This is a genomic window from Brevibacillus brevis (assembly GCF_022026395.1).
GTDB lineage: Bacteria > Bacillota > Bacilli > Brevibacillales > Brevibacillaceae > Brevibacillus.
On the sequence record NZ_CP041767.1, the window covers coordinates 1,545,742 to 1,569,718 of the forward strand.

The following is a 23,977-nucleotide window of genomic DNA, read 5'->3' on the forward strand; positions in this document are numbered from 1 at the left end:
ATGCTAGGATATAGACATCAAGGAAAAACAAACCCGAGGAGGAATCACACATGGCATTGCAATCCAAACAAATTTTCGTTAATTTACCCGTGAAGGACCTCAACAAATCAATCGACTTTTTTACGGCGATCGGGTATGAATTTAACCCGCAATTTACGGATCAAAATGCAGCATGCATGGTGATCGGCGAAAACATTTTTGCCATGCTGCTCGTTGAAGAGTTTTTCCAAACGTTTACGAAAAAAGAGCTGACGGATGCAACCAGAAGCACCGAGGTCATTGTTGCGTTGTCTGCGGACAGCAGAGCGCAAGTCGATGAGATCGTAAACAAAGCATTTGCTGCGGGCGCAACTCCATCGAAAGACCCGGTTGACCATGGCTTCATGTACGGCTGGAGCTTTCAAGATTTGGATGGCCATCTGTGGGAGTTCTTGCATATGGATCAAAGCGCTGTTCCACAGGAATAAAAGACGGAGTAAACGAACTGAGGGCAAAAAGCATGGGATCGAAAAAAGATTCCAGCTTTTTGCCCTTTTTGTCCATTCAATACTGGCACATCCCAAGTGGATTCCCGTCCGGGGTCAAAAAACGTCAGCACTATAAACCCCTTCCATGCCTTTTAACAGTGATTGAGCTACACACTTTCATTTTGACAATCACTCGTGACATTTCGCTAGCTAAGCGTTATCTTGTACGTAAGAACACAGATGGGGTGAACGGATGCGCTTCTACACAACCTACATAAAAAAATACGGCGTAGTCGCCGGGATTTCCATGTTTTTCTTAGCTTTGGAGGCGGTATGTGATCTTTTGCAGCCGACGATCCTGTCGCACATTATCGATACGGGTGTAGCAAACCGGGATATGGATTACGTGCTCAAGACCGGTGGGCTGATGCTGCTCGTTACGGCGCTGGGGGCAATTGCGGCATCGATCCGTAATGTGCTGGCTTCATACGTCTCGCAAAACTTTGGTGCGCAGCTGCGCGCAGATTTGTTTTCCAAAGTGCAGTCCTTATCCTTTGAAAACTTGAACAAATTCGACAGAGCCTCGCTCGTGACACGTCTGACCAATGACGTCAATCAAGTACAAATGTTTGTAAACGGCATGATGCGAATCTTCGTCAAAGCGCCGTTGATGTGCATTGGCGGGTTGTTTATGGCAACCCAATTGAACGCGGATTTGGCGGTGATTCTCGCCATTGTCGTGCCCATTGTGGGATTGTTTATTTTCTTGAATATGAAAATCGGTTTCCCGTTCTTCCTGAAGGTACAGCAAGCGCTCGACCGAGTGAATGGTGCGATGCGTGAGTATTTATCTGGGGTACGAGTCGTTAAGGCATTCAATCGTTTTGATTTTGAGCGTGGCAAATTTACACGGGCAAACGAAGAGCTGCAATCCAAATCGGTCTCGGCTACGCGGGTAATGTCCATTTTCAGTCCAGCGATCATGCTGACGATGAACCTCGGAATTGTCGCGGTCCTATGGCTTGGGGGTCTTGGCGTAGAACAAGGTAGCATCGAAGTCGGACATATCATCGCGTTTACGAACTACATGACGCAAATCCTGTTTTCACTCATGATGATTTCCTTGGTATTTAACATGTTTGTACGGGCTAAAGCATCAGCGGGACGCATCGGAGAAGTATTTGCAGAGGAAAACCAAATGAGCTGGAAAGAAGAACAACCTCAGGAGCTTCCAGGCAAAAAGGGACGCATCGACTTCGAGGAGGTCAGCTTCTCGTATGATGGAGAGGGTGGCCAGCCGGTACTCAAGCAGATTTCATTTACTTGTCTGCCGGGGGAGACCGTCGGGATTATCGGGTCGACAGGCGCTGGAAAAAGCAGTCTGGTTGGCTTGATTCCACGGTTTTATGACGTAACGGAAGGCACGATTATGGTAGATGGCATCGATGTACGCGACATCGAACCGAAGCGATTGCGAGAAAAAATGGCGATTGTCCCGCAAAAAACCATGCTGTTTACAGGCACGGTGATGGAAAATATTCGTTGGGGCAAGGCAGAGGCTACCCACGAGGAAGTCGAGCAAGCGGCACGCATGGCACAGGCTCACGAGTTCATCTCCGCCACTCCTGAAGGCTATGAAACACGCGTAGGGCAGGGAGGAGTCAACTTTTCTGGAGGGCAAAAGCAGCGCATTTCCATCGCCAGAGCCTTGGTGAAAAAGCCGGAAATCCTCATTCTCGACGATAGTACGAGTGCGGTAGATGTGGCGACAGAAGGGAAGATTAAGGATGCGCTTCGAGCCTATGCGGCTGGCCTCACCTGCATCCTGATTGCCCAGCGGATTACGTCTGTCATGGATGCGGATAAAATCATTGTACTCGACAATGGAGAAGTTGCTGGCATCGGTACGCATGACGAATTGATGACCTCTTGCCACGTATATCAGGAAATCTTTCAGTCACAAATCGGCCGGGAGGTGAAGTAAGGTGAGTCAACAGAAGCAACAGCCTGTCTTTTCACCGAGACCTGGTCGAGGCTTTGGACATGGTGCTGCCAGAGGTCCAGTGAGTAAGCCCAAAAATTTTTCAGGTACACTAAAAAGGCTCTGGCAAGCTTTTGGCAAAGAAAAAAAGCTGCTGCCGATTGTATTCGGCATTGTTTTTGTCGATGCATTACTCATGCTGTCTGCGCCTTATTTGATCGGAAAGTCGATAGATGCGATGACAGGTGGCGAGGAAGCTCTTAGCTTTTTGTCTATCATCATTCTTGCGTTGCTCGGCTCGTACATCTTGGATGGGGCACTGACGTTTTTGCAAAGCTGGTTGATGGCAGGCATCTCGCAACGGATCGTCACGAATCTAAGGCAAACCCTTTTTGACAAGCTGCAAAAGTTGCCGATTGCTTATTTCGACGCTCGCACGCACGGCGAGTTGATGAGCAGACTCACGAATGATATCGACAACGTCAGCAACTCCATTTCTCAATCTACAACGCAGTTGATGTCAGGAGGGATTGTTCTCCTCGGTTCGCTGGTGATGATGCTCGTTTTGTCCCCGATCCTGACACTCGTATGCCTGATCACAGTGCCGCTCGTGTTCTTGCTTACACGTACGATTGCCAAACGAACGAGCGTACTGTTCAAAAATCAGCAGATGGAGCTGGGCAAGCTAAACGGGCATATTGAAGAAACGATTTCAGGCATTCAGGTCGTGCAGGCCTTTAATTATGAGCAAAAGGCCATTGAGGACTTTACGACGATCAATGACCGGCTCTGCAAGGTCGGGATGAAGGCACAAGTATGGACCGGCTTTCTCATGCCGATCATGAACGTGATTAACAACCTCGGCTTTGCCATGGTGGCGATTGTCGGAGGCGTTCTCGCTGTCAAAGGATTAATCACAGTCGGTGTGATTGCGAGCTTTCTCAGTTATTCCCGCCAGTTTGTCCGTCCGCTGAACGACCTCGCGAACATTTTCAATGTGCTTCAATCCGGTGTCGCTGGAGCGGAGCGGGTGTTTGAGGTATTGGATGAACAAGAGGAGCCATTGGATTCTCCGGATGCCACTGTACTTGCACAGCCAAAGGGTCACGTCGTCTTTGATCAGGTCAGCTTTGGCTATCGTCGAGATCAACTGATTTTGAAAAATATCAGCTTCGAGGCACAGGCAGGGAGCACCATCGCGCTAGTCGGACCGACGGGTGCAGGCAAAACCACTATCGTGAATTTGCTCACGCGGTTTTATGATGTGACCTCGGGTACGATTTATTTGGACGGAAAAGACATTCGAGAGTATTCGCGGGACAGCTTGCGGCGCAGCTTTGGCTTTGTTTTGCAGGATACGTACTTGTTTTCTGGTACCATCAAGGAAAATATTATGTACGGCAAGCCGGATGCGACAGATACGGAGGTAGTAGCCGCTGCGAAAATGGCAAATGCAGATGTGTTCATCAATCGGCTTCCGATGCGTTATGATACGATGCTGACGGAAAATGGGGGCAACCTGAGTCAGGGACAACGCCAGCTTTTGGCGATTGCCCGCGTCATACTCGCCAAGCCCTCGCTGCTCATACTCGACGAGGCGACAAGCAGTATCGACACACGGACAGAGCTGAATATCCAGGATGCGCTCCTCACCATTATGGAGGGACGTACGAGCTTTGTGATTGCACACAGGCTTAATACCATTCGGGATGCCGACACGATTATGGTCGTGGATCGGGGAGAGATCGTGGAAAAAGGCAGTCACGACGAACTTATCGAACAAAAAGGTACCTACTATCAATTGTTTTACAACCAGTTTAAAAATCTGGAGGCTGCTGGGGAATAACAGAGCACCCCGTCCAAACACGGAAATGACGTGGAGGACGGGGGCTTTTTAATAGTTAGGATGCTGGTTTGCTGGCAGCGATCAACAAGAAGATCGGCCGACGGATTTCGTCTCGCATCCCGGGTATATCCAGCATTTCTTCAGGAGGGCCAGGTTCGGCGACTTTTGTTAGGTGAAATCCGGCAGCAAGGAGGTCGTTCATATAGCTCGAAAACGTTCGGTGATACTTGACAACTTCATGATCCAGAAAGCTGGTATGCCGGATGCCTTCCTGCTGATAGTTGTCCACTGGCCAGTGCAAGCGTTCGCCTTGGGGGCCGTAATGCCAGTCCTGTTCAGCCAGAGCAGTGAAGACGGGATGCTCCACGGAGAAAACGAAGGAACCTCCAGGAGCAAGACAGTGATAAACACGTTGGCAAAGCAAGTCAAAGCGCTCCACATAATGAATGGCCAAGGAGCTGATGACGACGTTGAATTGCTCTGGAGCAAAATCAATGTCTTCAATCGGAAGACGCAGATACTCAATGGCGGGATCTGTTGTCGTCTCTTTGGCACGAGCCAGCATTTTTTCGGAAAGGTCCACACCTATAACGGAGCGGGCCTGCTGCTCGCGCGCATAACGGCAGTGCCAGCCGAAGCCACAGCCTAAATCGAGTACTTTTTTCCCGCGAAGGGAAGGCAGTAGCTCCCGAAAAGCGTGCCATTCTCCTGCGGCGTTCAGTCCCTCAACCGAACGGGCCATTTGACTGTAAGTGGTGAAAAAAGTTGACTCATCGTATTTGTTCTGTTTCATCCGTTCAAAACCTCCGGCGTCGGGTCGTAGGCTTGGATTAAATCTCGAAGTGCTTGCTTGACGTCCCCCTGGAACAATCCACCATGATAGCAAATCAACTGCTCGATGTCATAATCGAGCAAGCGGCGGACAGAGCGAATCGCTTCCTGCATATCCAGCGTATAGGACGGATTGGCGATTTCGAGTCTACTGTTTTCGATTACAACAGCATCACCGGCAATCAGCGTTTTGCTTGCGATCACATACAACGAAATATGTCCCGGCATATGTCCAGGTGTGTGAATGATCTCGATGCCGCCGCACCAAGGCAGGCGTTCGCCATTCGTTACGGTTCGATCAACCGCTGTGGGCTCGATGGACTGTAAAAAGCGAATAAATTCATGAGCGTTCTGCTTTTCATCCAACGACAGATGCTCCAGTGTTGCTTGCGCCTGTTCCAATCGCAAAGATGTCTTTTGTCCGGCGATGTATGGTGCTTCTCCTTCGTAGGCGATGATTTCGAGGTGCGGATAGGTTCTTTTTAACGCTGCCAAAGAACCGATGTGATCCATATCGTGATGCGTCACAATGACCTTCGTAAGGTCATCGAGCGTAAGCTGTTGCTTGTGTGCGGCCTCCAGAAGCAGAGGCAAAAAGTCCGGATACCCACAGTCTACAAGAATCAGTTCATGCTCATCCTGCAACAGCACCGGGGTAATGACCTGTGCAGATCCATTGTACATAAACGAAATGTCGAGAAAGTGAATCTGGTTCATACGTTGTCCCTCCTGACTGACTGATCTTAAAAAGGAGTGTAACGCAAGAGTAGAGCAGACACACGGTCGACTTTTTCTCTGTCTCATTTATGTCCACGAATAATCCGCCGAATACTGTGTTCGGTCAAGTAATGCTTCTGGGCAAGCATTTTGACAGAAGCCCCTTCGTGATAGGCCTGCCAAATAGCCTGATTGCGCTCGCTTAGCCATTGCTTTGTGTCTGTGGAGGCGCCCCATTGTCGTTTGTTTTCGTGGTGGATGGGGATATACAAGTAACTTCCTTGTATATAATGCTGAATTTGCCGCAGCAGATCGTCTGGCAAAAGGTCTTGTGCATTTTTGTATTTCATGTGCTTTGCTCCTGTCTATATAGCGTGATGTGCGTATATAGATGAGCAAAGAGATCTTCAACTCAATATGGGGAAGGCTCTGAACCAAGAGAAAGAAGAACTCTTTGCTCAGAGCCGCATTCGGCTCTTCGTACATAAGGGTCTCGCATTTGAATCATCTCCCTTCTTGTCTCTATAGTAGTGAGAAAGGGAAGTTCCTTCAATAAACATCTTTTCCTTGCTTGCGAAAGAAAGGGTAAGATGAGAGGGATACGTAGATTGTTTTTTGGATGGAGATGAGAAAAGATGAGTCTTGGCGGCTTTCAAAGCGGCTTTTCCGCCCGCAAGGTACCACGTTCTGAAGTGCGGTGGGGACAGTTTTTAATATGCAATCACGGGTGTGAGGAAGTTATCCAATTGATTTCGCATGTATCTGGTGAAGTTGAATTTGAGCTATGTAAAATCGAGGCAGAGCGCATGGCGCATGTCCTTTTGGAGGCTTCGAAAGCAGAGCGCACATGACATGACATGTACTTTTCATAAATTTCTTGAAACTTACAGCCCACTCTCTCGTATAAATGAATGAGCATGTATAGATAGAGGGAGGACGAGTATGAGCGACAAAAATGTTGTAAAAATGAGTCCCTTTCAAGCAGGAGGAAAGCTGATCGCAACGATTGTGATACTGGTTGCGTTGGTCTTGCTTGGCACGCAATCTTTTACGATTATTTCTGCAGGGCATAGTGGGGTTGTGCTGCAGCTTGGAGCGGTACAGCCAAAAGTGCTGCAAGAGGGCATGCATTTTAAAATTCCGTTCATCCAAACCGTAGTGCCGATGGAAGTGCGGGTGCAAAAATCAGAAATGAGTCAGACTTCCGCTTCACGTGACCTGCAAACCGTATCTACGACGATTGCTGTTAACCATCATTTGGATGCAGAAAATGTCAATAAACTGTACCAGCAAGTGGGATTGGAGTACAATAGCCGAATTGTTGATCCTGCCATTGCCGAATCATTTAAAGCCGTGACCGCTCAATACACAGCAGAAGAACTGGTATCCAAGCGTTCCGAGGTCAGCCAAAAGGTAAAAGAAGTCCTGCATAAAAAGCTGTCAAATTATAACATTATCCTCGACGAAATCAATATTCGCGAGTTTACTTTCAGTGATGAATTTAACCGCGCTATTGAATCCAAGCAGGTAGCTGAGCAGCAAGCGCTCAAATCGAAGCTGGACCTGGAGCGGATCAAGATCGAGAAAGAGCAAGAAATCACGAGAGCAGAAGCACAGGCACAAGCACTGCGCCTGCAAAAACAAGAGGTAACGCCAGAGCTGATTCAGCTCAGACAGATTGAGGCGCAACTCGAAGCGATCCGCAAATGGGATGGAAAGCTGCCGAACGTTACAGGCGGAGCTACTCCGTTTATCAACGTGGGTACCCCATAACCGAATAAATAAACAAAGCCACTCCCTTGAAGAGGAGTGGCTTTGCTATTAGTTGCGGATGAGATAATCAAAAGCTCCCAAGGCAGCAGTAGCACCAGATCCCATCGAAATGATGATCTGTTTATAAGCACTGTTCGTGCAGTCACCGGCAGCAAAAACACCAGGGATGTTTGTAGAACCATGGCTGTCTACTACGATCTCACCAAAGCGAGTACGCTCAATCGTGTCGCCCAACCAATCTGTATTCGGTACCAGACCGATCTGTACAAACACACCTTGCAATTCAATGTGCTTGGTTTCGCCTGTCTCACGTTCGATGTAAGAAATGCCGTTTACTTTATCCGTACCCGTAATTTCTTTGGTTTGAACGTTTTTGAGTACTGTGACATTTGGCAGACTGTAAAGACGATCTTGCAAGACTGCGTCAGCTTTCAGTTCTGGCGAGAATTCCAGAACGGTTACATGTTTCACAATACCTGCGAGATCAATCGCTGCTTCCACACCTGAATTACCGCCGCCAACAACGGCAACATCTTTGCCGATGAACAAAGGACCATCGCAGTGAGGGCAATAAGCTACACCCTTGTTCTTGAACTCTGCTTCACCTGGTACACCCAGATTCCGCCAACGAGCACCTGTCGACAGGATGACTGTCTTACTCTTCAGAACAGCGCCGTTTTCGAGTTCAATTTCGATCAAATCCTTCTTCTCCAAACGCTTGGCACGTTGCAGCTTCATGACATCAATGCCATACTCTTTTACTTGCTTTTCCAAGTTGGCTGCGAGCTGAGGACCTTCAATGTATTTCACACTGATGAAGTTCTCAATGCCCAATGTGTCATTGACTTGACCCCCAAGGCGTTCAGCAACGAGACCAGTACGAATCCCTTTGCGTGCTGCATAGATCGCCGCACTAGCACCTGCTGGGCCACCGCCCACAACAAGCACATCGTACGGGTCTTTATTGTCAAACTCGGATGCGTCCGGAGCAGACCCCAGCTTGGCAAGGATTTCTTCCACGGTCATACGGCCGCTTTCGAAAAATTCGCCATTAAGGAAAACGCTTGGCACAGCCATCACGTTTTTGCTCTCTACCTCGTCCTTGAATACGGCACCGTCAATCATTGTATGAGTAATACCAGGATTGAAGATACTCATCAAGTTCAGAGCTTGGACAACATCTGGACAATTGTGGCAACTCAAACTGATGTAAGATTCGAACTTATATTCACCACGAAGGTCTTTGATTTGATCAATGACACTTTGCTCGACCTTTGGAGCTCTTCCGCTAACTTGCAGAAGAGCCAATACCAAGGAAGTAAATTCGTGACCCAGCGGAGTACCGGCAAAAACAACGCCAGTATCTTCGCCGACACGGTTTACGCTAAAGCTAGGTGTGCGAGTAAGTTCAGCTTTCTCCACACTGATCTTCAAAGACATGCTGGCTAGCTCATCAACCAGTGCAAGCATCTCAGAAGATGCTTCATCCGTGCCTGCACTGACTTTGAGTACAATATCGCCTTCCAAGAGCTCGAGATATTGTTCTAGTTGCGCTTTGATTTCTTGGTCAAGGGCCATTTTATATCACACCTTAAATTTTGCCTACGAGATCAAGGCTTGGTTTCAGTGTTTTGCCACCTTCTTGCCATTTAGCTGGGCAAACTTCACCTGGATTGTTGCGAACATATTGTGCTGCTTTGATTTTATTGATCAGAGCACTTGCATCACGGCCAATGCCACCTGCAGTAATCTCAACAGCTTGGATGACACCGTCTGGGTCGATGATGAATGTACCGCGATCTGCCAAACCTTCAGCTTCGATCAATACGTCGAAGTTGCGGGAGATCACATGGGAAGGATCGCCGATCATGATGTATTCTACTTTGCTGATTGCTTCAGAGCTGGAGTGCCATGCTTTATGAGTGAAGTGAGTATCTGTAGAAACGGAGTATACTTCAACGCCGAGTTCTTTCAAAGTTGCATATTGGTTTTGCAGATCTTCGAGTTCAGTAGGGCAAACGAAAGTAAAGTCTGCTGGGTAGAAGCAAACTACGCTCCATTGACCTTTGAAGTTTGCTTCAGTTACTTCGAGGAATTTACCTTTTTGGAATGCTTGTGCTTTAAAAGGCAATACTTCAGTTCCGATGAGTGACATAGTGTTAGCTCCTTTATATGTTTTTTGTATTTACATATTCAGGACATGCGTAACGAGGCATGCTTGAATATAATTTACAATGATTATTATTTAATAAATGATTCAGTAAGTCAAGTTTTTTATAATGATTATAATGTGATAATTTCTACAAGGGGCTTTATCCATTATTTAGTATGATTCGAACGGCATAAGAGTATTCGCTTGCTGTGCGAAAAATTGACGATTGGTCTGGAGAAACCGGGCGGATTGTTTTACGTATGAAATAAAGAGCGAATGGACAGTGGAATAAACACACAGGAGTGATGATATGCCATCTCCAATTCACGCACCGCAAAAATGCTTGTCCAAGGATGCGTTCAAAGTACAGCTTATTACCGAGGGGATTACAGTTGTGTTCGGTCTTGTTATTTTGGCCGTTCTTTATTATCTGGATAATCGTTTTGTCTGGAAGGAATGGATCGGATGGGGTTTGCACGGATTGCTCGTTATCGGTGTGATCGCGACGATTTGGTCTTTTGTCGAGCCGTATTTCTTATATAAAAGCTGGCGGTATGATATCGATGAAGATTTCCTGCAAATGAAATTCGGGGTGATTACAGAGAAACATTTTCTTGTCCCCATGACGAAAATCCAAGCAGTCTCAACGAAACAAGGACCGATTTTACGAAAATACGGACTGTACACCATCTTGATAAAAACGATGGGCTCCTCGCACGAAATTCCAGGATTGCCGGGGGATGTCGCTGCTCAATTAAGAGAACAGATTGCTCACTACGCCAAATTAAAGGAAGTGGAGTAGTGATGGAAGCAAAACGATACCATCCACTAACTATCTTTTTTGATCTCATCATCCAAGTAAAACATCTGTTTTTTCCTGCGTTGATTTTGTTTGTGTTCAATTATGACTCGACGAACGCATTCATTACGTACGGAAGAATTGTTTTTTACATCTATGTAGGAGGAATGCTGGTCTATCTGCTTTTGAAATGGGTTTCGTACAAGTACAGGCTGGATGATACGGCTTTCCATCTTTACGAAGGGATTTTTACGAAGACAAAGCAAACCATTCCCTTTACCAAAATCCAAAATGTCAATCGACATACGACGTTGCTGCACCGAATTTTTCACGTGACTTCTATCCGGTTTGAGACAGGGATGGTTGGGGATGATTCTTCCGTGGAATTCGCGGTGATTTCTCTGAACGAAGCGGATCGACTGGAGGCTTACACGAAACAGGCAGTGCGATTAGAGAAAGAGCCTGAAGCTAAAGGGAGAGAAGGAATCCCTTCGGTGGAAATCGGTACGCCGTATGCCACTCCTGAGAGAATCATTCACTTTACGCCAACGAAAAAAGAGATTATCAAGGCTTCCTTCACTTCTCTCAGCTTCCTCGGGATGATTACGTTATTGGTATGGGCGTATTTCAAACTCACCGAATATATCGACGTGGAGGAGCAGGTAGTAGGAATTTATTCGCTGATTACGAGTTCCTGGACATGGGTCACGCTGACTGCCGTTGGACTTCTCGTCCTATCCATCGTATTCGGCATGATCACGACCTATATTCGTTACGGAAAATACGAGATTTCGTCGGATCATGAGCGGATTTACATTGCCAAAGGAGTAATTGAAGAAACAGCTTTTTCGATTGCAAAAGAGAGAGTGCAGGCGATTAAAATCAAGCAATCTTTGTTAAAGCGCATGCTGGGTCTCGCCGAAGTTAAGCTGACGGTTGTCGGCGGGGATAGTGATTCGGATAAAGATAAACAGGATGTCAGCTCACTCTATCCATTTTTACCGGTAAAACGTGCGTATGAGATGATCTCCGAAATATTGCCTGCGTATGAAGTGACGGAAAAAATGACGAGTCTCCCCAAAAAATCGTTATGGGTTCGCTTGGTCAGATCGAGCTGGATTTGGATCATAGGCACAGGTGCGCTTTCCTATTTCAAGCCGAATATTTGGGGATGGGAGCAAGCGTGGTGGGTCATATCCATTGCGTTGACACTGCTCATCCTGGCGTTCGAAGTCATTGAATTCTACAACACCCGGTACACCTTGAATGATCATTTTATTCAGTTCCAAACAGGGAGCCTAACTACGACTTTATTTGTCTCCAAACGAGAAAAGATTATTGAGGTCAGCGTCAAAAGGGGCCTCTTGCAAAAGCAGCTAGGGCTTGCTTCCATCAAAACGGTCAATCGGGCCAAACCAGTGAGTCATAAAGGGGTAACAGATGTGCCGTTAGAGTTGGCGGAAGGGTTTTATCAGTGGTATATGGGACGTAGAAAAGAGATCAAAGTAGAATAGAAGGAGAGGGGGCGTAGAAGGAAAAGGAGGACCTTTTCCCTCTACGTTCTTGTGCTTTCAAATAGCTCCAGCCATTCTCCATTTGGACCTTTGAAGAACATATAACGAGAGCCGTTCGGCAATGTGGTTATTTCCTGATCGATAAAAGTTACATGTAGTTGCTTCAATCGGTCGATTTCAGCTTCGAGGTTGTCCACAGCAAACGCCATGTGGTGGACTTTGCCCTCTACCGGAAGGGAATCGCTGTATCCGTGAATGAGCTCCAGCTCTGTCTCTGTGCTTTCCGGAAATCCAAGAAAAGCAAGCGTAATGACTCCGTTGGAATGAGCGAGCTTTCCTTTGAGCTCCATCCCAACCACTTCGGTGTAAAAGGCAATCGAGGCCTCCATATCTTTTACCATCAAGCCCACATGCTCCAGCTTTTTGATCGCCATATCAATTTCATTCCTTTCCATGGGTATGATTTTTTTCTATTGTAGAAGAATTTGTAGGAAATGTCTGTATGCTAAACGGTCATGATAGGTTTTCCAATGCTAAACATGGCTATAATTGGGGTATGGTGCAAATTTCGTCATCCCCGGGGTGGAGCATGGAATCTATTGTGGAAATGATTGCGAGAGCAGTGCTGGCTTTTGCGATCATGATGATCATTACTAGGGTGTTGGGCAAGCAGACGATTGCGCAAATGACGTATCACGATTTTGTCGCGGCGATCACCTTGGGGGCGCTGACAGCAAATCTTGCCTTTAACACCATGGCCAAAATATCGCACATGCTCGTGACATTACTCACTTTTAGTGGTATCGCCTATTTGTTGATGATTCTCTCCCTGAAAAACCGGAAGATGCGAAAATGGTTTTCGGGCCAACCGACGATGATTATCCAGGATGGAAGAATTCTCGAAGATAACATGCGCAAGCAAAAGCTGTCTTTGGATACGCTGAATCAAGAGCTGAGGGAAAGAAACATTTTTAATATCGAAGAAGTTCAATATGCTGTGCTGGAGTTGAATGGAGAGATATCCGTCCTGCGAAAACCGCAGTTTTTACCTGTCACTCGCGGGGATTTGCAATTGAAAACGGGAAAGAGACAGACATTCCCGATTGAACTGATCATGGATGGCCAAATCATCCAGAGCAATTTACGCCAACATAGCTTAACCATCGAGTGGCTACTCTCACAGGTGGGCAAAAAAGGATTGAGCGTCGCGGAAGTGAATTACGCCGTGATTAGCTCTAATGGACATATTTATTTCGACCCGTATGAGGACGGTATTACTAATCCGATCGACAAAGAATAAGGTGTCGCAAAAAAACCTCCGAGATGGAGGTTTTTTACTTGCTCGAGTATTGGCTGAGTGTACCTGTTTTCTTCAAATGGTTATAAAATCGGTGCAAAATAGTGACAGCTTCCGCGCGGGTCAGCATTTCTCCACCCTCGAACTTGCCGTTCCACGCAGTCATGATCCCTGTTTTTTGCAAGAGGGCGAGGTTGGTTCCTATGATTCCACTGTAGTCATCCGAAAACAAAATTTCATCGCCATCTTGGCCAAAGAGAAGCGGATACAGGATGTTCGTTTGGTCTCTCCCGTCTTCGTTGTACCGACCATCCTCCTGGAAGAAGTTTTCAGGCGAGTTTGGGTCAAGCGAATACTGAGTCAAGATGATGGGAATATCCCGCATGCCGGAAAGGATTTGTAAGACCTCTGCCGCCGGAATGTCTTGGTTTTCTAACATAAAGACGGGCAAGACGTTTGCCGCACCAATTCGATTGAGTTTTGTGTCTGGGGAAAAAAGGTAGCCATTGGACGAATAGCGGACAGCATTCCACCAGTCTCTTGTGACAATCGAGCTAATCTCCGTGTACGCCCAATGATTTTGGGGCACGTCGGCAAATCGCTCGATGTGATAGTTGCTGTAATCTGTCTTTTGGTTAGCTTTGTACGGTCTGTACCGATCAAACAGGCGATAGATCATGACGGTCAATTCTGCTTTGTCTACCAATCTTTCAGGCTGAAAGCGACCGTCAGGATAACCACTCACCACACCCTTATCTACCATAAAGGAGATCGAATTCATGGCCCAGCCGTATTTCTTCGGATCGACATCATGAAATTTCGGAGCAGCATGTGTGACTGCAGGATAAATACTGGATAACCCCAAAATGAGTGCAAGTAATACCGTGATGACTTTCATATGTTCTCCTCTCTTTTTTCTATCAAATGGTAAGGATTATCCTTCTAGTATACTATCAGGCTCTGGAAAAGGAAGGTGAACTGCAAGAACAGATGTGACGATATAGAGCGAGTCAAACTCGCCAGACGAAGCCGCGATGATCGGTGCCGATTCCCAATCCCCGACGCGAACAATCCCTTCGAAACAGGCTACATCTTCCTGATGATGAATGTGAATCATACCGCACACCTCCCCTAGTGATGGAATCATTATACTATTGAATGATTATTCAGTTATTTTCAATTACGATCCACACTCATCCTACATCTCTGTATCGTGTATGATGAATAGGGATGATTGCTCGTATGAGGTGAAAACATGAATGCATTGCCGATAAATGAAGTATTGCCCGAGCTGGTAAACACGCTTCGCAAAGAGACAAACGCAGTGTTGGTAGCCGCTCCAGGTGCGGGGAAGACGACGCGGGTACCATTGGCCTTGCGTGACGAAGCTTGGTTGGACAATCGCCGAATTGTAATGCTGGTACCACGACGACTGGCCGCACGTCAAGCCGCTGCCTACATGGCTGCCTTGCTGGGTGAAGAAGTTGGGCAAACGGTCGGATACCGGGTCAAGCGTGAATCAAGAGTGGGTCCAGACACACGGATTGAAGTGATGACAGAAGGAATTTTAACGAGAATGCTACAGGATGATCCAGAGCTATCCGATGTTGGTCTTGTTATTTTCGACGAGTTCCACGAACGGAATTTGCACGCGGATTTAGGGCTGGCCCTTAGTCTTCAGGCACAAGGCTTGTTTCGAGAGGACCTGCGAATTCTCGTGATGTCCGCTACCCTCGATGCAGAGCCCGTGTCAGCCTTGCTGGGGAATGCTCCTGTTGTCAGTAGTAAAGGCAGGATGTTTCCGGTGGAGACGCACTTTTTGACTTCTCCGATGCAGGGCCGTCTGGAGGAAGCGGTTGTCCATATGATCTTCCATGCGTTGAGACAAGAAGAGGGAGATATGCTCGTCTTTTTACCGGGAGCCAAAGAAATTCATCGGGTGCAAGCGTTGCTCGAAGAAAGCGGTGTGGGATCGAATATACGGATTGCGCCTCTTTACGGAAATTTGTCGCAGGAGGAACAAGATAAGGCGATCCAGCCCGGGAAAACAGGAGAGCGCAAAATTGTCCTCGCTACGACTATTGCCGAGACGAGCTTGACTGTCGAGGGTGTGCGCATCGTGATTGATAGTGGTTTAAAACGGGTCCCGCGCTTTTCTCCACGAACGGGGATGACGAGACTGGAGACTGCAAAGGTATCGAGAGCATCTGCTGACCAACGGCGAGGAAGGGCTGGACGTCTTGCACCCGGGGTTTGCTTTCGATTGTGGACAGAGCAAGAAGATCGCATGCTCATTCCACAGCAGGCACCTGAAATCATGGAAGCGGATCTGGCTGTGCTCGCTTTGGAGCTGGCTCTGTGGGGAGTCGGGGCACCGGACGAGCTGGAATGGCTGAATCCCCCGCCGAAGCCAGCGATGGCACAGGCTCAAGAGCTGCTGATTCAGCTGGGCGCATTCGATGAGCGGAAGCAGATCACACCACATGGACGAGTGCTGGCTGGGATGGGTGTACATCCGAGGTTAGGCCACATGATTCAAAAAGCGAATGAGCTGGGGGAAGGTGAACTGGCCTGCGAGCTGGCTGTTCTCTTGGAAGAACGAGATATTATGAGGGGGCGCCAAGCTTCGGCAGATGCGGATATGCGTACGCGTGTTGAGCTGCTCCGACAGGTAGCAAACAAACAGAGTGTTGCAGCGGAGCTTCCGATTGATATAGGAGCATGCAAAAGACTTTGGAATGAGGCGGCTCACTTTAAACGGATATGGATAAACAACATGCCCAGTGATGCGACCACTCGTACAGAAGCAACGGGAAGACTACTGGCGTTTGCGTACCCGGATCGGATTGCCCAGCGAAGAGCAGATGGACGCTATTTGCTTCGAAATGGGCGTGGGGCGGCTTTTTCCGTGCAGCAACCACTGACTGCTTCACCGTATATTGTGGCAGCAGAACTCGATGACCAAGGTGCAGACAGTCGGATATTACTGGCGGCTAGTGTGGAAGAAAGCGAGCTGTTGAATGATTGTGCGATGCAGATTACCGAACGAATGAACGTATGGTGGGAGCATACGGCTGGGGCAGTTCGCAGCCGCAAGCAAAAGCGGTTGGGCGCGATCCTGTTGGCAGAAATACCTGCGGAGGCTTCGCCAGATGAGGTGTTAACAGCGTTTTTGGACGGAATAAAAGAAGAGGGCTTGGAGATTTTGCCGTGGAACCGGCAGGCGAGACAGTATCGGGAGCGTTTGTTCTTTATGCAGCGTCTGGAGGAAGGCTGGCCGAATATGGAAGATGAGGCACTGCTTGCTTCCTTGGAGGAATGGCTCGCTCCCCATGTGTATGGTTTCAGAAAAAAGGAAGACCTGCAGGCGCTGTCAGTGACGACGTTGCTGGAGAGTATGCTGTCATGGGAGCAGCGCAGACAATTGGACGAATACGCTCCGACCCATGTGATCGTCCCGAGCGGTTCCAAAATTCCTGTCGATTACAGCGATCCAGCGGCACCGGTGCTTTCGGTCCGGTTACAGGAGTTGTTTGGTTGGCAAGACTCTCCGCGAATAGGCAGAGGCAAAGTACCGCTGACATTGCACCTGCTTTCGCCAGCTCAGCGTCCGGTACAAGTGACACGGGATTTGGCGAGCTTTTGGGCACATGCGTATTTTGAGGTGAAAAAGGATTTAAAGGGACGTTATCCCAAGCATTACTGGCCAGAAGATCCGTTAGCGGCCATTCCGACAAACCGGACGCGACCACGCATATAAATCGATTGGCTAGGTATATTCGGGCATAGAGGGAGGGCTTCGTGTCAGGTGAAATTTCCCATTTTGCTAGTTCCATGTTCGTGAGTCACATCAATTGTGAAACCTTCTTCGTGCTTGCGTACGTCAGGAAGATACCGTGAATCACGTACTACCCCCTCTATTTCTCTGGGCTGCCTGTTCCATCAGGCGGTCTTTTTTTTGTAAAAAAAAGGTGCCGCAGTTGCAGCGCCCTTTCTTTCGTATGGGGTCAAGGCTTACGCCTTATTTCCCCACTGCTCCCGATAAATCAACTGTTGCAAGTCCTCACGTTGTCTCCATTGGTGCAGCTCCAAGAGTGGACGTTCCGGATAATGATCCGTGTAACCGATCGACAGCAATGCGACAGGATCGATATGCGGCGGTATGTTCAGGATACGACGCACGTCGGCCTTCTTGTAAAAGCTGACCCAACCCATTGCCAAATCTTCGGCGTAGGCTGCCAGCCACATGTTTTGGATCGCACAGCTGACAGACATGATATCTGTTTCCGGGATGGAATTGCGTCCGAGTACATGGTCTCCGCCACGTGTAGGATCACAAGTGACACAGATGGTGACAGGCGCTTCCTTGATCCCTTGAATTTTTAACTCCAAAAAGGTCGACTCTCGTCCCGTCCCTTCGTAGTGGATGGCAAGCGCCCGGCGTTCTTTATCTGCACATTCTGCGAGAGCTTGTTTGGTTGCGTCGTCTTCTACCAGGACAAAATTCCATGGTTGCATGAATCCGACAGAAGGAGCATGGTGGGCAGCAGCCAAGATCATGGCGAGCTTTTCCGGGGCGACAGGATCTGGGCGAAAGGTACGAATATCGCGACGATTGCTAATGGCTTTATACAAACCGTTTTTTTCTTCCGCGGTTAAGCGTTTCATGAGAAAACCTCCCTATTTGCATTCTGGTCTCTTTATTTTACTTACAAAGTATGCTTCCTTCCAGACATCTGCTTGACATATTCATGTCCTACGCTAAAGGGAAGATTAGTCCGAGCAGAGGGGAGAAAGAGTACGAGTATGCAAAACATCTTGATCGTGGAAGACGAGTTACCCATCTCTCGGGTATTAAAGGCGTATTTGGAAAAAAACAACTTTCGGGTTGAACAGGCATTTAACGGCGAGGAAGCTGAGCGGAAGTTTGATTCACTCAATCCTGCGCTCGTTTTGCTAGATGTGATGCTGCCTGGACGAAGCGGATGGAGTATTCTCGAATATATTCGGGCGAAAAGCTCGTGTCCTGTCATCATGCTGACAGCGTTGGGACAAATCGATAACAAGCTGGCGGGTCTGAACCAAGGTGCTGACGACTATATCACCAAGCCCTTTATTGCCGACGAAGTGGTCGCTCGCGTACATGCAGTATTACGTCGCTCGAAACAATTAATAGAAGGCAATCATGTGAAGCAGTTTGGCAGTCTGAGAATCGACTTCAAGGCGTATTCCGTCATGCTGCACGGCATCGAACTGGCGTTCACACCAAAGGACTTGTGCCTGTTTCTTTTTTTGGCGCAGTACAAAAACCAGACGTTCACCAGAGAACAGCTCATCGAGCAGGTGTGGGGGATGGATTACGAAGGAAGTGATCGCGCAGTAGACCTCGCGATCAAACGCATCCGGCGATCTTTGGAAAATTGGCCGACATCCGAAGGGGAAATCCGTACCTATCGTGGCTTGGGCTACAAGCTGTGCGTATATGAGTGAGAAAAAACGCACCTCTTTGTTTCGCTATTGGACGACGCGATACTTGATCATCTTGTGTATCGGCCTTTTCGTGATCGGGATTGCATCCAGCTACTGGATTTCTTATAGCGAGACGCAAAAACGCCTTGATTTTATGAGACTGATGGCAGCGGAAGTAGCGGATCGGGTCATTGATGTGGAAGGCAAGGTAAAAATGGCTCCGTTCTTGTTTCGTATTGTGGACAGTCGTCAGGAGTCACTCGGAGTCAATTACAAGCCAATTATGATGATCTTGGATGAACACAAGCAACCGGTATTTGGCGTACCTGGTCCTTTTTCCGGGGAATTAAAGCGCATTGCGCCTGATCTGGTGGAAGCGGATGACAGCCTGTCACAGTTTGAGCTTGCGCGGGGCGAAGAAGTGCTTTTCGTGAAGGAAAGCATTAAGGTGGATGAGCGAGTGGTTGGATGGGTCATGCTGTTCACCCCACAAAAACAGGTGATACGAAGCATGACTGAATTTCAATTGCTCGCGATCATGCTTCTGGGTCTCGGTTTGCTTGGCTGGCTCGTCATTTATTTGCTGACGAAAAAGCTGTCTCAGCCGATTAAGGATGTGGCAGACGCTGCCAAGCAAATCGTGCTGGGAAACTACGAGATTCAATTGGATAAAAACAAGCGCGAACAAGAAGTGTATGAGCTCATTCATTCCTTTGGAGAAATGGCAGAGCGATTGAAGCAGCTGGAAATGATGCGTACCGAGTTGTTGGCAGGGGTGACCCACGAACTCAAAACACCTGTTACGTCCATCAGTGGGCTGGTGCAAGCCGTGAGGGAAGAGGTTGTGAGCGGTGAGGAAGCCAAGGAGTTTTTGGATATTTGTACGAAGGAAACGACACGTCTGCAAAAGATGGTAGAGGATTTGCTCGATTTTAACTCTTTTGCAGTCGGTGACATTCGCATTCGCAGGCAGCCTCAAAACATGCAGGAGCTGGTCCGGGAAATTACGCACCAATGGAAAATTATGCAGGAAGAAGAGAAGCTCTGCCTGGACATCGAAAGTACCTCTGATCCGATCATGATAGATACCGACCCGCTGCGAGTGCAGCAAATCATGTACAATCTCCTAAATAATGCAGCACAAGCGATGGAATCGGAGGGGAGGATCGTCGTGTCACTATCTGCATCAAGAGAAGAGATCCGCATTGACGTGAAGGACAATGGACGTGGGATACCGATAGAAGAACAGTCTTTGATCTTCGAGAGATTCTACCGTGGCGAGGACAAGAAGCACATCGTCCGTGGGCTGGGGCTTGGCTTGTCTTTTAGCAGAATGATTGCCCAAGCGTTAGGAGGTGTGTTGATTCTGACTGAGAGTACCGCGTCAGGCAGCACCTTCACGTTGATTTTGCGCAAATAATCCATGCATGATCGAAAAGCGACCTGGTTTCTCTCCGGTCGTTTTTTTTTGTGCCTTCATCTGACTTTTCCCTGACGTATTCGTTCCGTATAGTGGTCGCAACCAAAAAGACAAGTCTTCAATCAAGCAGACGGTAGGAGGACTGAGCGTGACTCACAAGGAGAACAAGAGAGAGTTGTTTTCGAAGACAGGAAGCAACAGGAAAAGGTGGATCGTTGGAGTTTTGGCTGTCGGGGCCGTGATCGTTTCAGGAGGTATATTTGGCTACCAGTCATTTTTTACCCCACAAACGGCGCAGGCCGCTTTTCAAGTGGAGACGGTAAAAAGGGGAGACATCTCAGAAGTCGTGCAGGCATCAGGTACTGTCCAGGCTTCCAAGCGCTCGTCTCTCTCGTTTTCTGATGCAGAAGAAGCCAAGGATGCGATCTCTACTATTAAGGTCGGCGTTGGTGATGCCGTGAAGGCAGGGCAAATTCTGGCGACGATGGACGATTCTGTAGCGAGAATCCAGGTGACGAATGCGGAAGCCAATCTATTGTCGGCTCAAGCCAAGCTAGAGGAGGCGCAAAAGCGCAAAAGCCCTGCTGAAATCACTTCTTTACAAGCCGCCGTCAATCAGACCAAGAACGAATGGGAGCTCGCCAAGCAAAACATTGACGGAAAGAAAGCGGCGAATGACGTAGAAAAGGCAAAGGCAAACCTGGAGAATGCCCAGAAGACGTACACTTCCCAGCAGACCTTGTTCGCAGCAGGTGCGATTGCCAAGAGCGAATTCGACAGTGCCCAAGCCTCGTTGGACCAAGCTAAACGCGATTACAACTCGGCTGTATTGACTGCCGGACAGACGACAGGGCAGGCCAGTGTGAAGGTAGAGCAAGCATTGGCTGCGTATCAAACAGCACAAGAAGAGTTACAGGAAGCCAATGAAGGTCCGGATGCCGCCACAGTACTATCAGCCAAAGCAGCGGTGGAACAGGCAAAAGCGGGGTTGCAACAAGCACAGAAGGCATTGAGGGCTGTCACCTTGAAAGCACCGATGGACGGAGTGATCGTCCAGGTGAATGGCAATGTAGGCGAAATACCCGGGAATGATTTCATTATCATGGATAATTCGAATAGCGGAAATTTAGAGGTATTGGCTCAGATCAGCCAGAGCGACATCGGTAAAGTGCAGGAAGGCTTGCCTGTGACGTTTACAACGAGTTCTTATGCGGACGAGACGTTCCATGGAAAAGTAAAGCTGATCTATCCGGAAGCGAAAACTGACGCTGGAGTCACCACTTACGATGTGCTGTTGTCTGTGGCAAACCAGGATAACAAATTGAAGATCGGAATGACGATGAACGTCGCGATCGAACGAGGAACCCATAAAAATGTGCTCGTGGTACCTGCGCAAGCGCTGCAAACGCAAAATGGCAAGGATGGCGTGTATGTACTAAAGGATGCTGCTGCACAACAAGCTGGTGAAGGAGCAGAAGGGAATCAGGCTGAGGCGAAGCAAGTGAATAACCGCAGTGGAGGCAAAGAGGGCAGAGCGAATATGCCGTATCGATTTGTTCCAATCAAAATGGGATACTTCACTGCCGATCAGGTGGAGGTGACCGAGGGGCTTACCGAAGGAGATCGTGTCGTCATCCTCGCGAACACACAGACCTCATCTGGAACGAGTCAAAATGGAAATCGAATGGGCGGCGGTATGCCGGGATTCGGCGGAATGGGCGTCCAGATAAGGGGACGGTAGGCAGATGAAACCGGTCATTCAAATAGAAGAGCTGAGAAAGCAGTACATCATCGGAGACCAGGAGATTTATGCGCTCAGGGGTGTCAGCTTGTCGATTGAGGAAGGGGATTTCGTGGCAATCATGGGGCCATCGGGTTCAGGCAAGTCTTCGATGATGAATGTGATTGGCTGTCTGGATAAGCCTACCTCGGGAGAATTTTTTTTGGACGGCTATCCTGTATCACAAGCCCATGATGATGAATTGGCAGTCATCCGCAATCAGAAAATCGGTTTTGTTTTTCAAAATTTCAATCTGTTGCCACGTACAACCGCAGTCGAAAATGTCGAGTTGCCTCTGTTATATGGAGGCACGCCTGCACGGGAACGAAGAGAAAAAGCCATCCGGGCATTAACGAGTGTCGGACTGGCAGAGCGATTGAACAACAAGCCCAATGAGCTGTCAGGTGGACAACAGCAACGCGTATCGATTGCGCGAGCTCTCGTCAACGATCCCGTCATTCTGCTCGCAGATGAGCCGACAGGAGCGCTGGACACGAAGACGAGTGAAGAGATCATGGGTATTTTTCAAAAGCTGAACGATGCGGGCAAAACGGTTATTTTGGTGACACATGAGCCTGATATTGCGGAGTATGCCAAGAGGATCGTCCGGTTTCGCGATGGGCAAATCATCGCGGATGAAGTGGTGGAGGATCGCAGAAGGGTGTCGATGGAGGGTAGAGCAGATGAGCTTTCTTGAATGTGTACGCATTTCTTTTCGCAGCATCAGGGCAAATGGCTTGCGCTCCGTCCTCACGATGCTGGGAATCATCATCGGTGTGGCTGCTGTTATCGCGATGGTGGCGATTGGAGAAGGGACTTCCACGTCTGTTGCTTCGCAGATCAATGGTTTAGGGAGCAACCTGTTGATTGTCACACCTGGTCAGGCGACACAAGGCAGGGTAAGCCTTGGGGCTGGCTCTCTGAATACGCTGACGATGGCAGATGCAGAAACCCTGATGCAAAAAGAGTCCATTTCGGATGTGGCTCCCAGCGTCAATGCGCGGGGGCAGATTGTTTGGGGAAGCAATAACTATTCCAGTATGCTCGAGGGGACGTCAGCCGATTTCCCGCAGGTGAGGAATGTAGAAGTAGGACAAGGACGCTTCTTTAGCAATTTTGAAGTGAAGATGCAATACAACGTGGCTGTCGTGGGGACAGAGGTGGTCAGCAACCTGTTTAAAGGAGCGAATCCAGTGGGGCAAACCGTTCAGATCAACCGGATTCCGTTTACGATCATCGGCGTATTGCAGAGCCAGGGTAGTTCAGGTATGACAAACAACGATGATCGGATCATCATTCCGATTACCACTGCGATGAACAGGCTGACTGGAGGCAAAAATGTGGGCTCGATCTATGTCTCGGCAGCATCGTCGGATTTGATGGAGAAGGCGCAACAAGATATTCAGCAAGCCCTTCGTTCCAATCACAAACTACGGCCACAAGCTGCCGATGACTTCCGCATTACGTCTCAATCTGACATTTTAAGCACGGCACAGTCAGTATCCAGCTCGATGACGGCGCTTTTATCTGGTATTGCTGCCATCTCGCTGATTGTTGGTGGAATCGGCGTAATGAACATTATGCTTGTTTCTGTCACAGAGCGGACACGGGAGATCGGAATTCGCAAAGCGATTGGAGCGAAGCGGGGAGATATTCTCCGTCAGTTTTTGATCGAAGCGGTTACGCTTAGCCTGATTGGCGGGGTGATTGGTATTGCCTTAGGGGTAGGGGCTGCGTTTTTGGTTAGCAAGCTCGGTCAGATGGCAACCTCAATTAGTCTGTCGCCGATCATGTATGCGTTTCTGACCTCTACATTGGTCGGTGTCATTTTCGGTGTGTATCCGGCGAGAAAAGCAGCACAGCTCAAACCAATTGACGCACTGCGGTATGAGTGAGTGTGTAATTTTACCAATCCGGGGCATACTAGCCGT

The 23,977-nt window shown here is 48.4% G+C and carries 23 protein-coding genes; 14 read left to right on the plus strand and 9 right to left on the minus strand.

The window, feature by feature from the left end:
* Positions 1–50: 50 nt before the first annotated feature.
* The 3 genes from FO446_RS07805 to FO446_RS07815 all read left to right on the plus strand — a co-directional run bounded on the left by FO446_RS07805 (position 51) and on the right by FO446_RS07815 (position 4,294).
* The gene (locus FO446_RS07805; protein WP_173608779.1) at positions 51–467 is read left to right on the plus strand and encodes a VOC family protein; all 417 of its coding nucleotides are present in this window, start codon (positions 51–53) and stop codon (positions 465–467) included.
* Positions 468–720: 253 nt separating this feature from the next.
* Positions 721–2,451, plus strand: a complete 1,731-nt coding sequence (locus tag FO446_RS07810; protein ID WP_237900329.1) for an ABC transporter ATP-binding protein — start codon at positions 721–723, stop codon at positions 2,449–2,451.
* A gap of 1 nt (position 2,452) precedes the next feature.
* Positions 2,453–4,294 carry an ABC transporter ATP-binding protein gene (locus FO446_RS07815; protein ID WP_237900331.1) on the plus strand — a complete coding sequence of 614 codons (1,842 nt, stop codon included), beginning with the start codon at positions 2,453–2,455 and terminating at the stop codon, positions 4,292–4,294.
* A gap of 55 nt (positions 4,295–4,349) precedes the next feature.
* On the opposite strand, the gene FO446_RS07820 is transcribed toward FO446_RS07815, so the two are convergent.
* From FO446_RS07820 to FO446_RS07830, 3 genes are all read right to left on the minus strand, one after another.
* Positions 4,350–5,087: a class I SAM-dependent methyltransferase gene (locus FO446_RS07820; protein ID WP_221867614.1), complete on the minus strand. Its 738-nt coding sequence runs from the start codon at positions 5,085–5,087 to the stop codon at positions 4,350–4,352.
* Positions 5,084–5,842: an MBL fold metallo-hydrolase gene (locus FO446_RS07825; RefSeq protein ID WP_232773422.1), complete on the minus strand. Its 759-nt coding sequence runs from the start codon at positions 5,840–5,842 to the stop codon at positions 5,084–5,086. Before FO446_RS07825 ends, FO446_RS07820 begins: the two co-directional genes overlap by 4 nt.
* Positions 5,843–5,925: 83 nt before the next feature.
* Positions 5,926–6,192: a CD3324 family protein gene (locus tag FO446_RS07830; RefSeq protein ID WP_232773421.1), complete on the minus strand. Its 267-nt coding sequence runs from the start codon at positions 6,190–6,192 to the stop codon at positions 5,926–5,928.
* 285 nt (positions 6,193–6,477) lie between these two features.
* Between FO446_RS07830 and FO446_RS07835 the strand changes: the two genes are divergently transcribed.
* Positions 6,478–6,693, plus strand: a complete 216-nt coding sequence (locus FO446_RS07835; RefSeq protein WP_221867616.1) for a hypothetical protein — start codon at positions 6,478–6,480, stop codon at positions 6,691–6,693.
* Positions 6,694–6,784: 91 nt separating this feature from the next.
* Positions 6,785–7,615 carry a prohibitin family protein gene (locus FO446_RS07840; RefSeq protein ID WP_056496517.1) on the plus strand — a complete coding sequence of 277 codons (831 nt, stop codon included), beginning with the start codon at positions 6,785–6,787 and terminating at the stop codon, positions 7,613–7,615.
* A gap of 48 nt (positions 7,616–7,663) precedes the next feature.
* Here the strand turns inward: FO446_RS07840 and ahpF are convergent, their stop codons facing one another.
* Together ahpF and ahpC are read right to left on the minus strand one after the other, a co-directional pair.
* The gene (ahpF, locus tag FO446_RS07845; protein WP_221867617.1) at positions 7,664–9,193 is read right to left on the minus strand and encodes an alkyl hydroperoxide reductase subunit F; all 1,530 of its coding nucleotides are present in this window, start codon (positions 9,191–9,193) and stop codon (positions 7,664–7,666) included.
* A gap of 13 nt (positions 9,194–9,206) precedes the next feature.
* Positions 9,207–9,770 carry an alkyl hydroperoxide reductase subunit C gene (gene ahpC / locus FO446_RS07850; protein ID WP_016741021.1) on the minus strand — a complete coding sequence of 188 codons (564 nt, stop codon included), beginning with the start codon at positions 9,768–9,770 and terminating at the stop codon, positions 9,207–9,209.
* A 307-nt stretch (positions 9,771–10,077) separates the two neighbouring features.
* Here ahpC and FO446_RS07855 point away from each other — a divergent pair, with 307 nt between their 5' ends.
* Together FO446_RS07855 and FO446_RS07860 are read left to right on the plus strand one after the other, a co-directional pair.
* Positions 10,078–10,569: a PH domain-containing protein gene (locus FO446_RS07855; RefSeq protein ID WP_232773420.1), complete on the plus strand. Its 492-nt coding sequence runs from the start codon at positions 10,078–10,080 to the stop codon at positions 10,567–10,569.
* Between the two features lie 2 nt (positions 10,570–10,571).
* Positions 10,572–12,080, plus strand: coding sequence for a PH domain-containing protein (locus tag FO446_RS07860; RefSeq protein ID WP_232773419.1), 1,509 nt, complete (start codon positions 10,572–10,574; stop codon positions 12,078–12,080).
* A gap of 41 nt (positions 12,081–12,121) precedes the next feature.
* On the opposite strand, the gene FO446_RS07865 is transcribed toward FO446_RS07860, so the two are convergent.
* The gene (locus FO446_RS07865) at positions 12,122–12,514 is read right to left on the minus strand and encodes a VOC family protein (RefSeq protein ID WP_173608770.1); all 393 of its coding nucleotides are present in this window, start codon (positions 12,512–12,514) and stop codon (positions 12,122–12,124) included.
* Between the two features lie 155 nt (positions 12,515–12,669).
* Here FO446_RS07865 and FO446_RS07870 point away from each other — a divergent pair, with 155 nt between their 5' ends.
* The gene (locus FO446_RS07870) at positions 12,670–13,380 is read left to right on the plus strand and encodes a YetF domain-containing protein (protein ID WP_232773418.1); all 711 of its coding nucleotides are present in this window, start codon (positions 12,670–12,672) and stop codon (positions 13,378–13,380) included.
* Positions 13,381–13,414: 34 nt separating this feature from the next.
* On the opposite strand, the gene FO446_RS07875 is transcribed toward FO446_RS07870, so the two are convergent.
* Together FO446_RS07875 and FO446_RS07880 are read right to left on the minus strand one after the other, a co-directional pair.
* Positions 13,415–14,275, minus strand: coding sequence for an S-layer homology domain-containing protein (locus FO446_RS07875; RefSeq protein WP_237900333.1), 861 nt, complete (start codon positions 14,273–14,275; stop codon positions 13,415–13,417).
* A 36-nt stretch (positions 14,276–14,311) separates the two neighbouring features.
* Positions 14,312–14,494: a hypothetical protein gene (locus FO446_RS07880; RefSeq protein ID WP_173608767.1), complete on the minus strand. Its 183-nt coding sequence runs from the start codon at positions 14,492–14,494 to the stop codon at positions 14,312–14,314.
* Between the two features lie 138 nt (positions 14,495–14,632).
* On the opposite strand from FO446_RS07880, the gene hrpB reads away from it, so the two are divergent.
* Entirely contained in the window at positions 14,633–17,137 is a 2,505-nt protein-coding gene (hrpB, locus tag FO446_RS07885; RefSeq protein WP_237900335.1) for an ATP-dependent helicase HrpB, read from the plus strand.
* 254 nt (positions 17,138–17,391) lie between these two features.
* Here the strand turns inward: hrpB and bluB are convergent, their stop codons facing one another.
* Entirely contained in the window at positions 17,392–18,045 is a 654-nt protein-coding gene (gene bluB, locus FO446_RS07890) for a 5,6-dimethylbenzimidazole synthase (RefSeq protein WP_088906445.1), read from the minus strand.
* A gap of 138 nt (positions 18,046–18,183) precedes the next feature.
* Between bluB and FO446_RS07895 the strand changes: the two genes are divergently transcribed.
* From FO446_RS07895 to FO446_RS07915, 5 genes are all read left to right on the plus strand, one after another.
* On the plus strand, positions 18,184–18,867 hold the full coding sequence (locus FO446_RS07895) for a response regulator transcription factor (RefSeq protein WP_173608765.1): 684 nt from the start codon (positions 18,184–18,186) through the stop codon (positions 18,865–18,867).
* Positions 18,833–20,266, plus strand: a complete 1,434-nt coding sequence (locus FO446_RS07900; protein ID WP_173608764.1) for a HAMP domain-containing sensor histidine kinase — start codon at positions 18,833–18,835, stop codon at positions 20,264–20,266. The genes FO446_RS07895 and FO446_RS07900 overlap by 35 nt, the downstream gene beginning before the upstream one ends.
* A gap of 148 nt (positions 20,267–20,414) precedes the next feature.
* The gene (locus FO446_RS07905; protein WP_237900337.1) at positions 20,415–22,007 is read left to right on the plus strand and encodes an efflux RND transporter periplasmic adaptor subunit; all 1,593 of its coding nucleotides are present in this window, start codon (positions 20,415–20,417) and stop codon (positions 22,005–22,007) included.
* Positions 22,008–22,011: 4 nt separating this feature from the next.
* Positions 22,012–22,743, plus strand: coding sequence for an ABC transporter ATP-binding protein (locus FO446_RS07910; protein WP_173608762.1), 732 nt, complete (start codon positions 22,012–22,014; stop codon positions 22,741–22,743).
* A complete protein-coding gene (locus FO446_RS07915; RefSeq protein ID WP_221867624.1) occupies positions 22,730–23,941 on the plus strand; it encodes an ABC transporter permease in 1,212 nt (403 codons plus the stop codon). The genes FO446_RS07910 and FO446_RS07915 overlap by 14 nt, the downstream gene beginning before the upstream one ends.
* Positions 23,942–23,977: the final 36 nt, after the last annotated feature.

Bases quoted from the DNA above. Each gene is read 5' to 3' on its own strand.
- hrpB (WP_237900335.1), top strand. From the start codon at position 14,633: ATGAATGCATTGCCGATAAATGAAGTATTGCCCGAGCTGGTAAACACG.
- FO446_RS07870 (WP_232773418.1), top strand. From the start codon at position 12,670: ATGGAATCTATTGTGGAAATGATTGCGAGAGCAGTGCTGGCTTTTGCG.
- FO446_RS07865 (WP_173608770.1), bottom strand. From the start codon at position 12,514: ATGGCGATCAAAAAGCTGGAGCATGTGGGCTTGATGGTAAAAGATATG.
- FO446_RS07825 (WP_232773422.1), bottom strand. From the start codon at position 5,842: ATGAACCAGATTCACTTTCTCGACATTTCGTTTATGTACAATGGATCT.
- FO446_RS07860 (WP_232773419.1), top strand. From the start codon at position 10,572: ATGGAAGCAAAACGATACCATCCACTAACTATCTTTTTTGATCTCATC.
- FO446_RS07915 (WP_221867624.1), top strand. From the start codon at position 22,730: ATGAGCTTTCTTGAATGTGTACGCATTTCTTTTCGCAGCATCAGGGCA.
- ahpC (WP_016741021.1), bottom strand. From the start codon at position 9,770: ATGTCACTCATCGGAACTGAAGTATTGCCTTTTAAAGCACAAGCATTC.
- FO446_RS07875 (WP_237900333.1), bottom strand. From the start codon at position 14,275: ATGAAAGTCATCACGGTATTACTTGCACTCATTTTGGGGTTATCCAGT.
- FO446_RS07840 (WP_056496517.1), top strand. From the start codon at position 6,785: ATGAGCGACAAAAATGTTGTAAAAATGAGTCCCTTTCAAGCAGGAGGA.
- bluB (WP_088906445.1), bottom strand. From the start codon at position 18,045: ATGAAACGCTTAACCGCGGAAGAAAAAAACGGTTTGTATAAAGCCATT.
- FO446_RS07805 (WP_173608779.1), top strand. From the start codon at position 51: ATGGCATTGCAATCCAAACAAATTTTCGTTAATTTACCCGTGAAGGAC.
- FO446_RS07835 (WP_221867616.1), top strand. From the start codon at position 6,478: ATGAGTCTTGGCGGCTTTCAAAGCGGCTTTTCCGCCCGCAAGGTACCA.
- FO446_RS07910 (WP_173608762.1), top strand. From the start codon at position 22,012: ATGAAACCGGTCATTCAAATAGAAGAGCTGAGAAAGCAGTACATCATC.
- FO446_RS07830 (WP_232773421.1), bottom strand. From the start codon at position 6,192: ATGAAATACAAAAATGCACAAGACCTTTTGCCAGACGATCTGCTGCGG.
- FO446_RS07855 (WP_232773420.1), top strand. From the start codon at position 10,078: ATGCCATCTCCAATTCACGCACCGCAAAAATGCTTGTCCAAGGATGCG.
- FO446_RS07895 (WP_173608765.1), top strand. From the start codon at position 18,184: ATGCAAAACATCTTGATCGTGGAAGACGAGTTACCCATCTCTCGGGTA.
- FO446_RS07880 (WP_173608767.1), bottom strand. From the start codon at position 14,494: ATGATTCACATTCATCATCAGGAAGATGTAGCCTGTTTCGAAGGGATT.
- FO446_RS07810 (WP_237900329.1), top strand. From the start codon at position 721: ATGCGCTTCTACACAACCTACATAAAAAAATACGGCGTAGTCGCCGGG.
- FO446_RS07820 (WP_221867614.1), bottom strand. From the start codon at position 5,087: ATGAAACAGAACAAATACGATGAGTCAACTTTTTTCACCACTTACAGT.
- ahpF (WP_221867617.1), bottom strand. From the start codon at position 9,193: ATGGCCCTTGACCAAGAAATCAAAGCGCAACTAGAACAATATCTCGAG.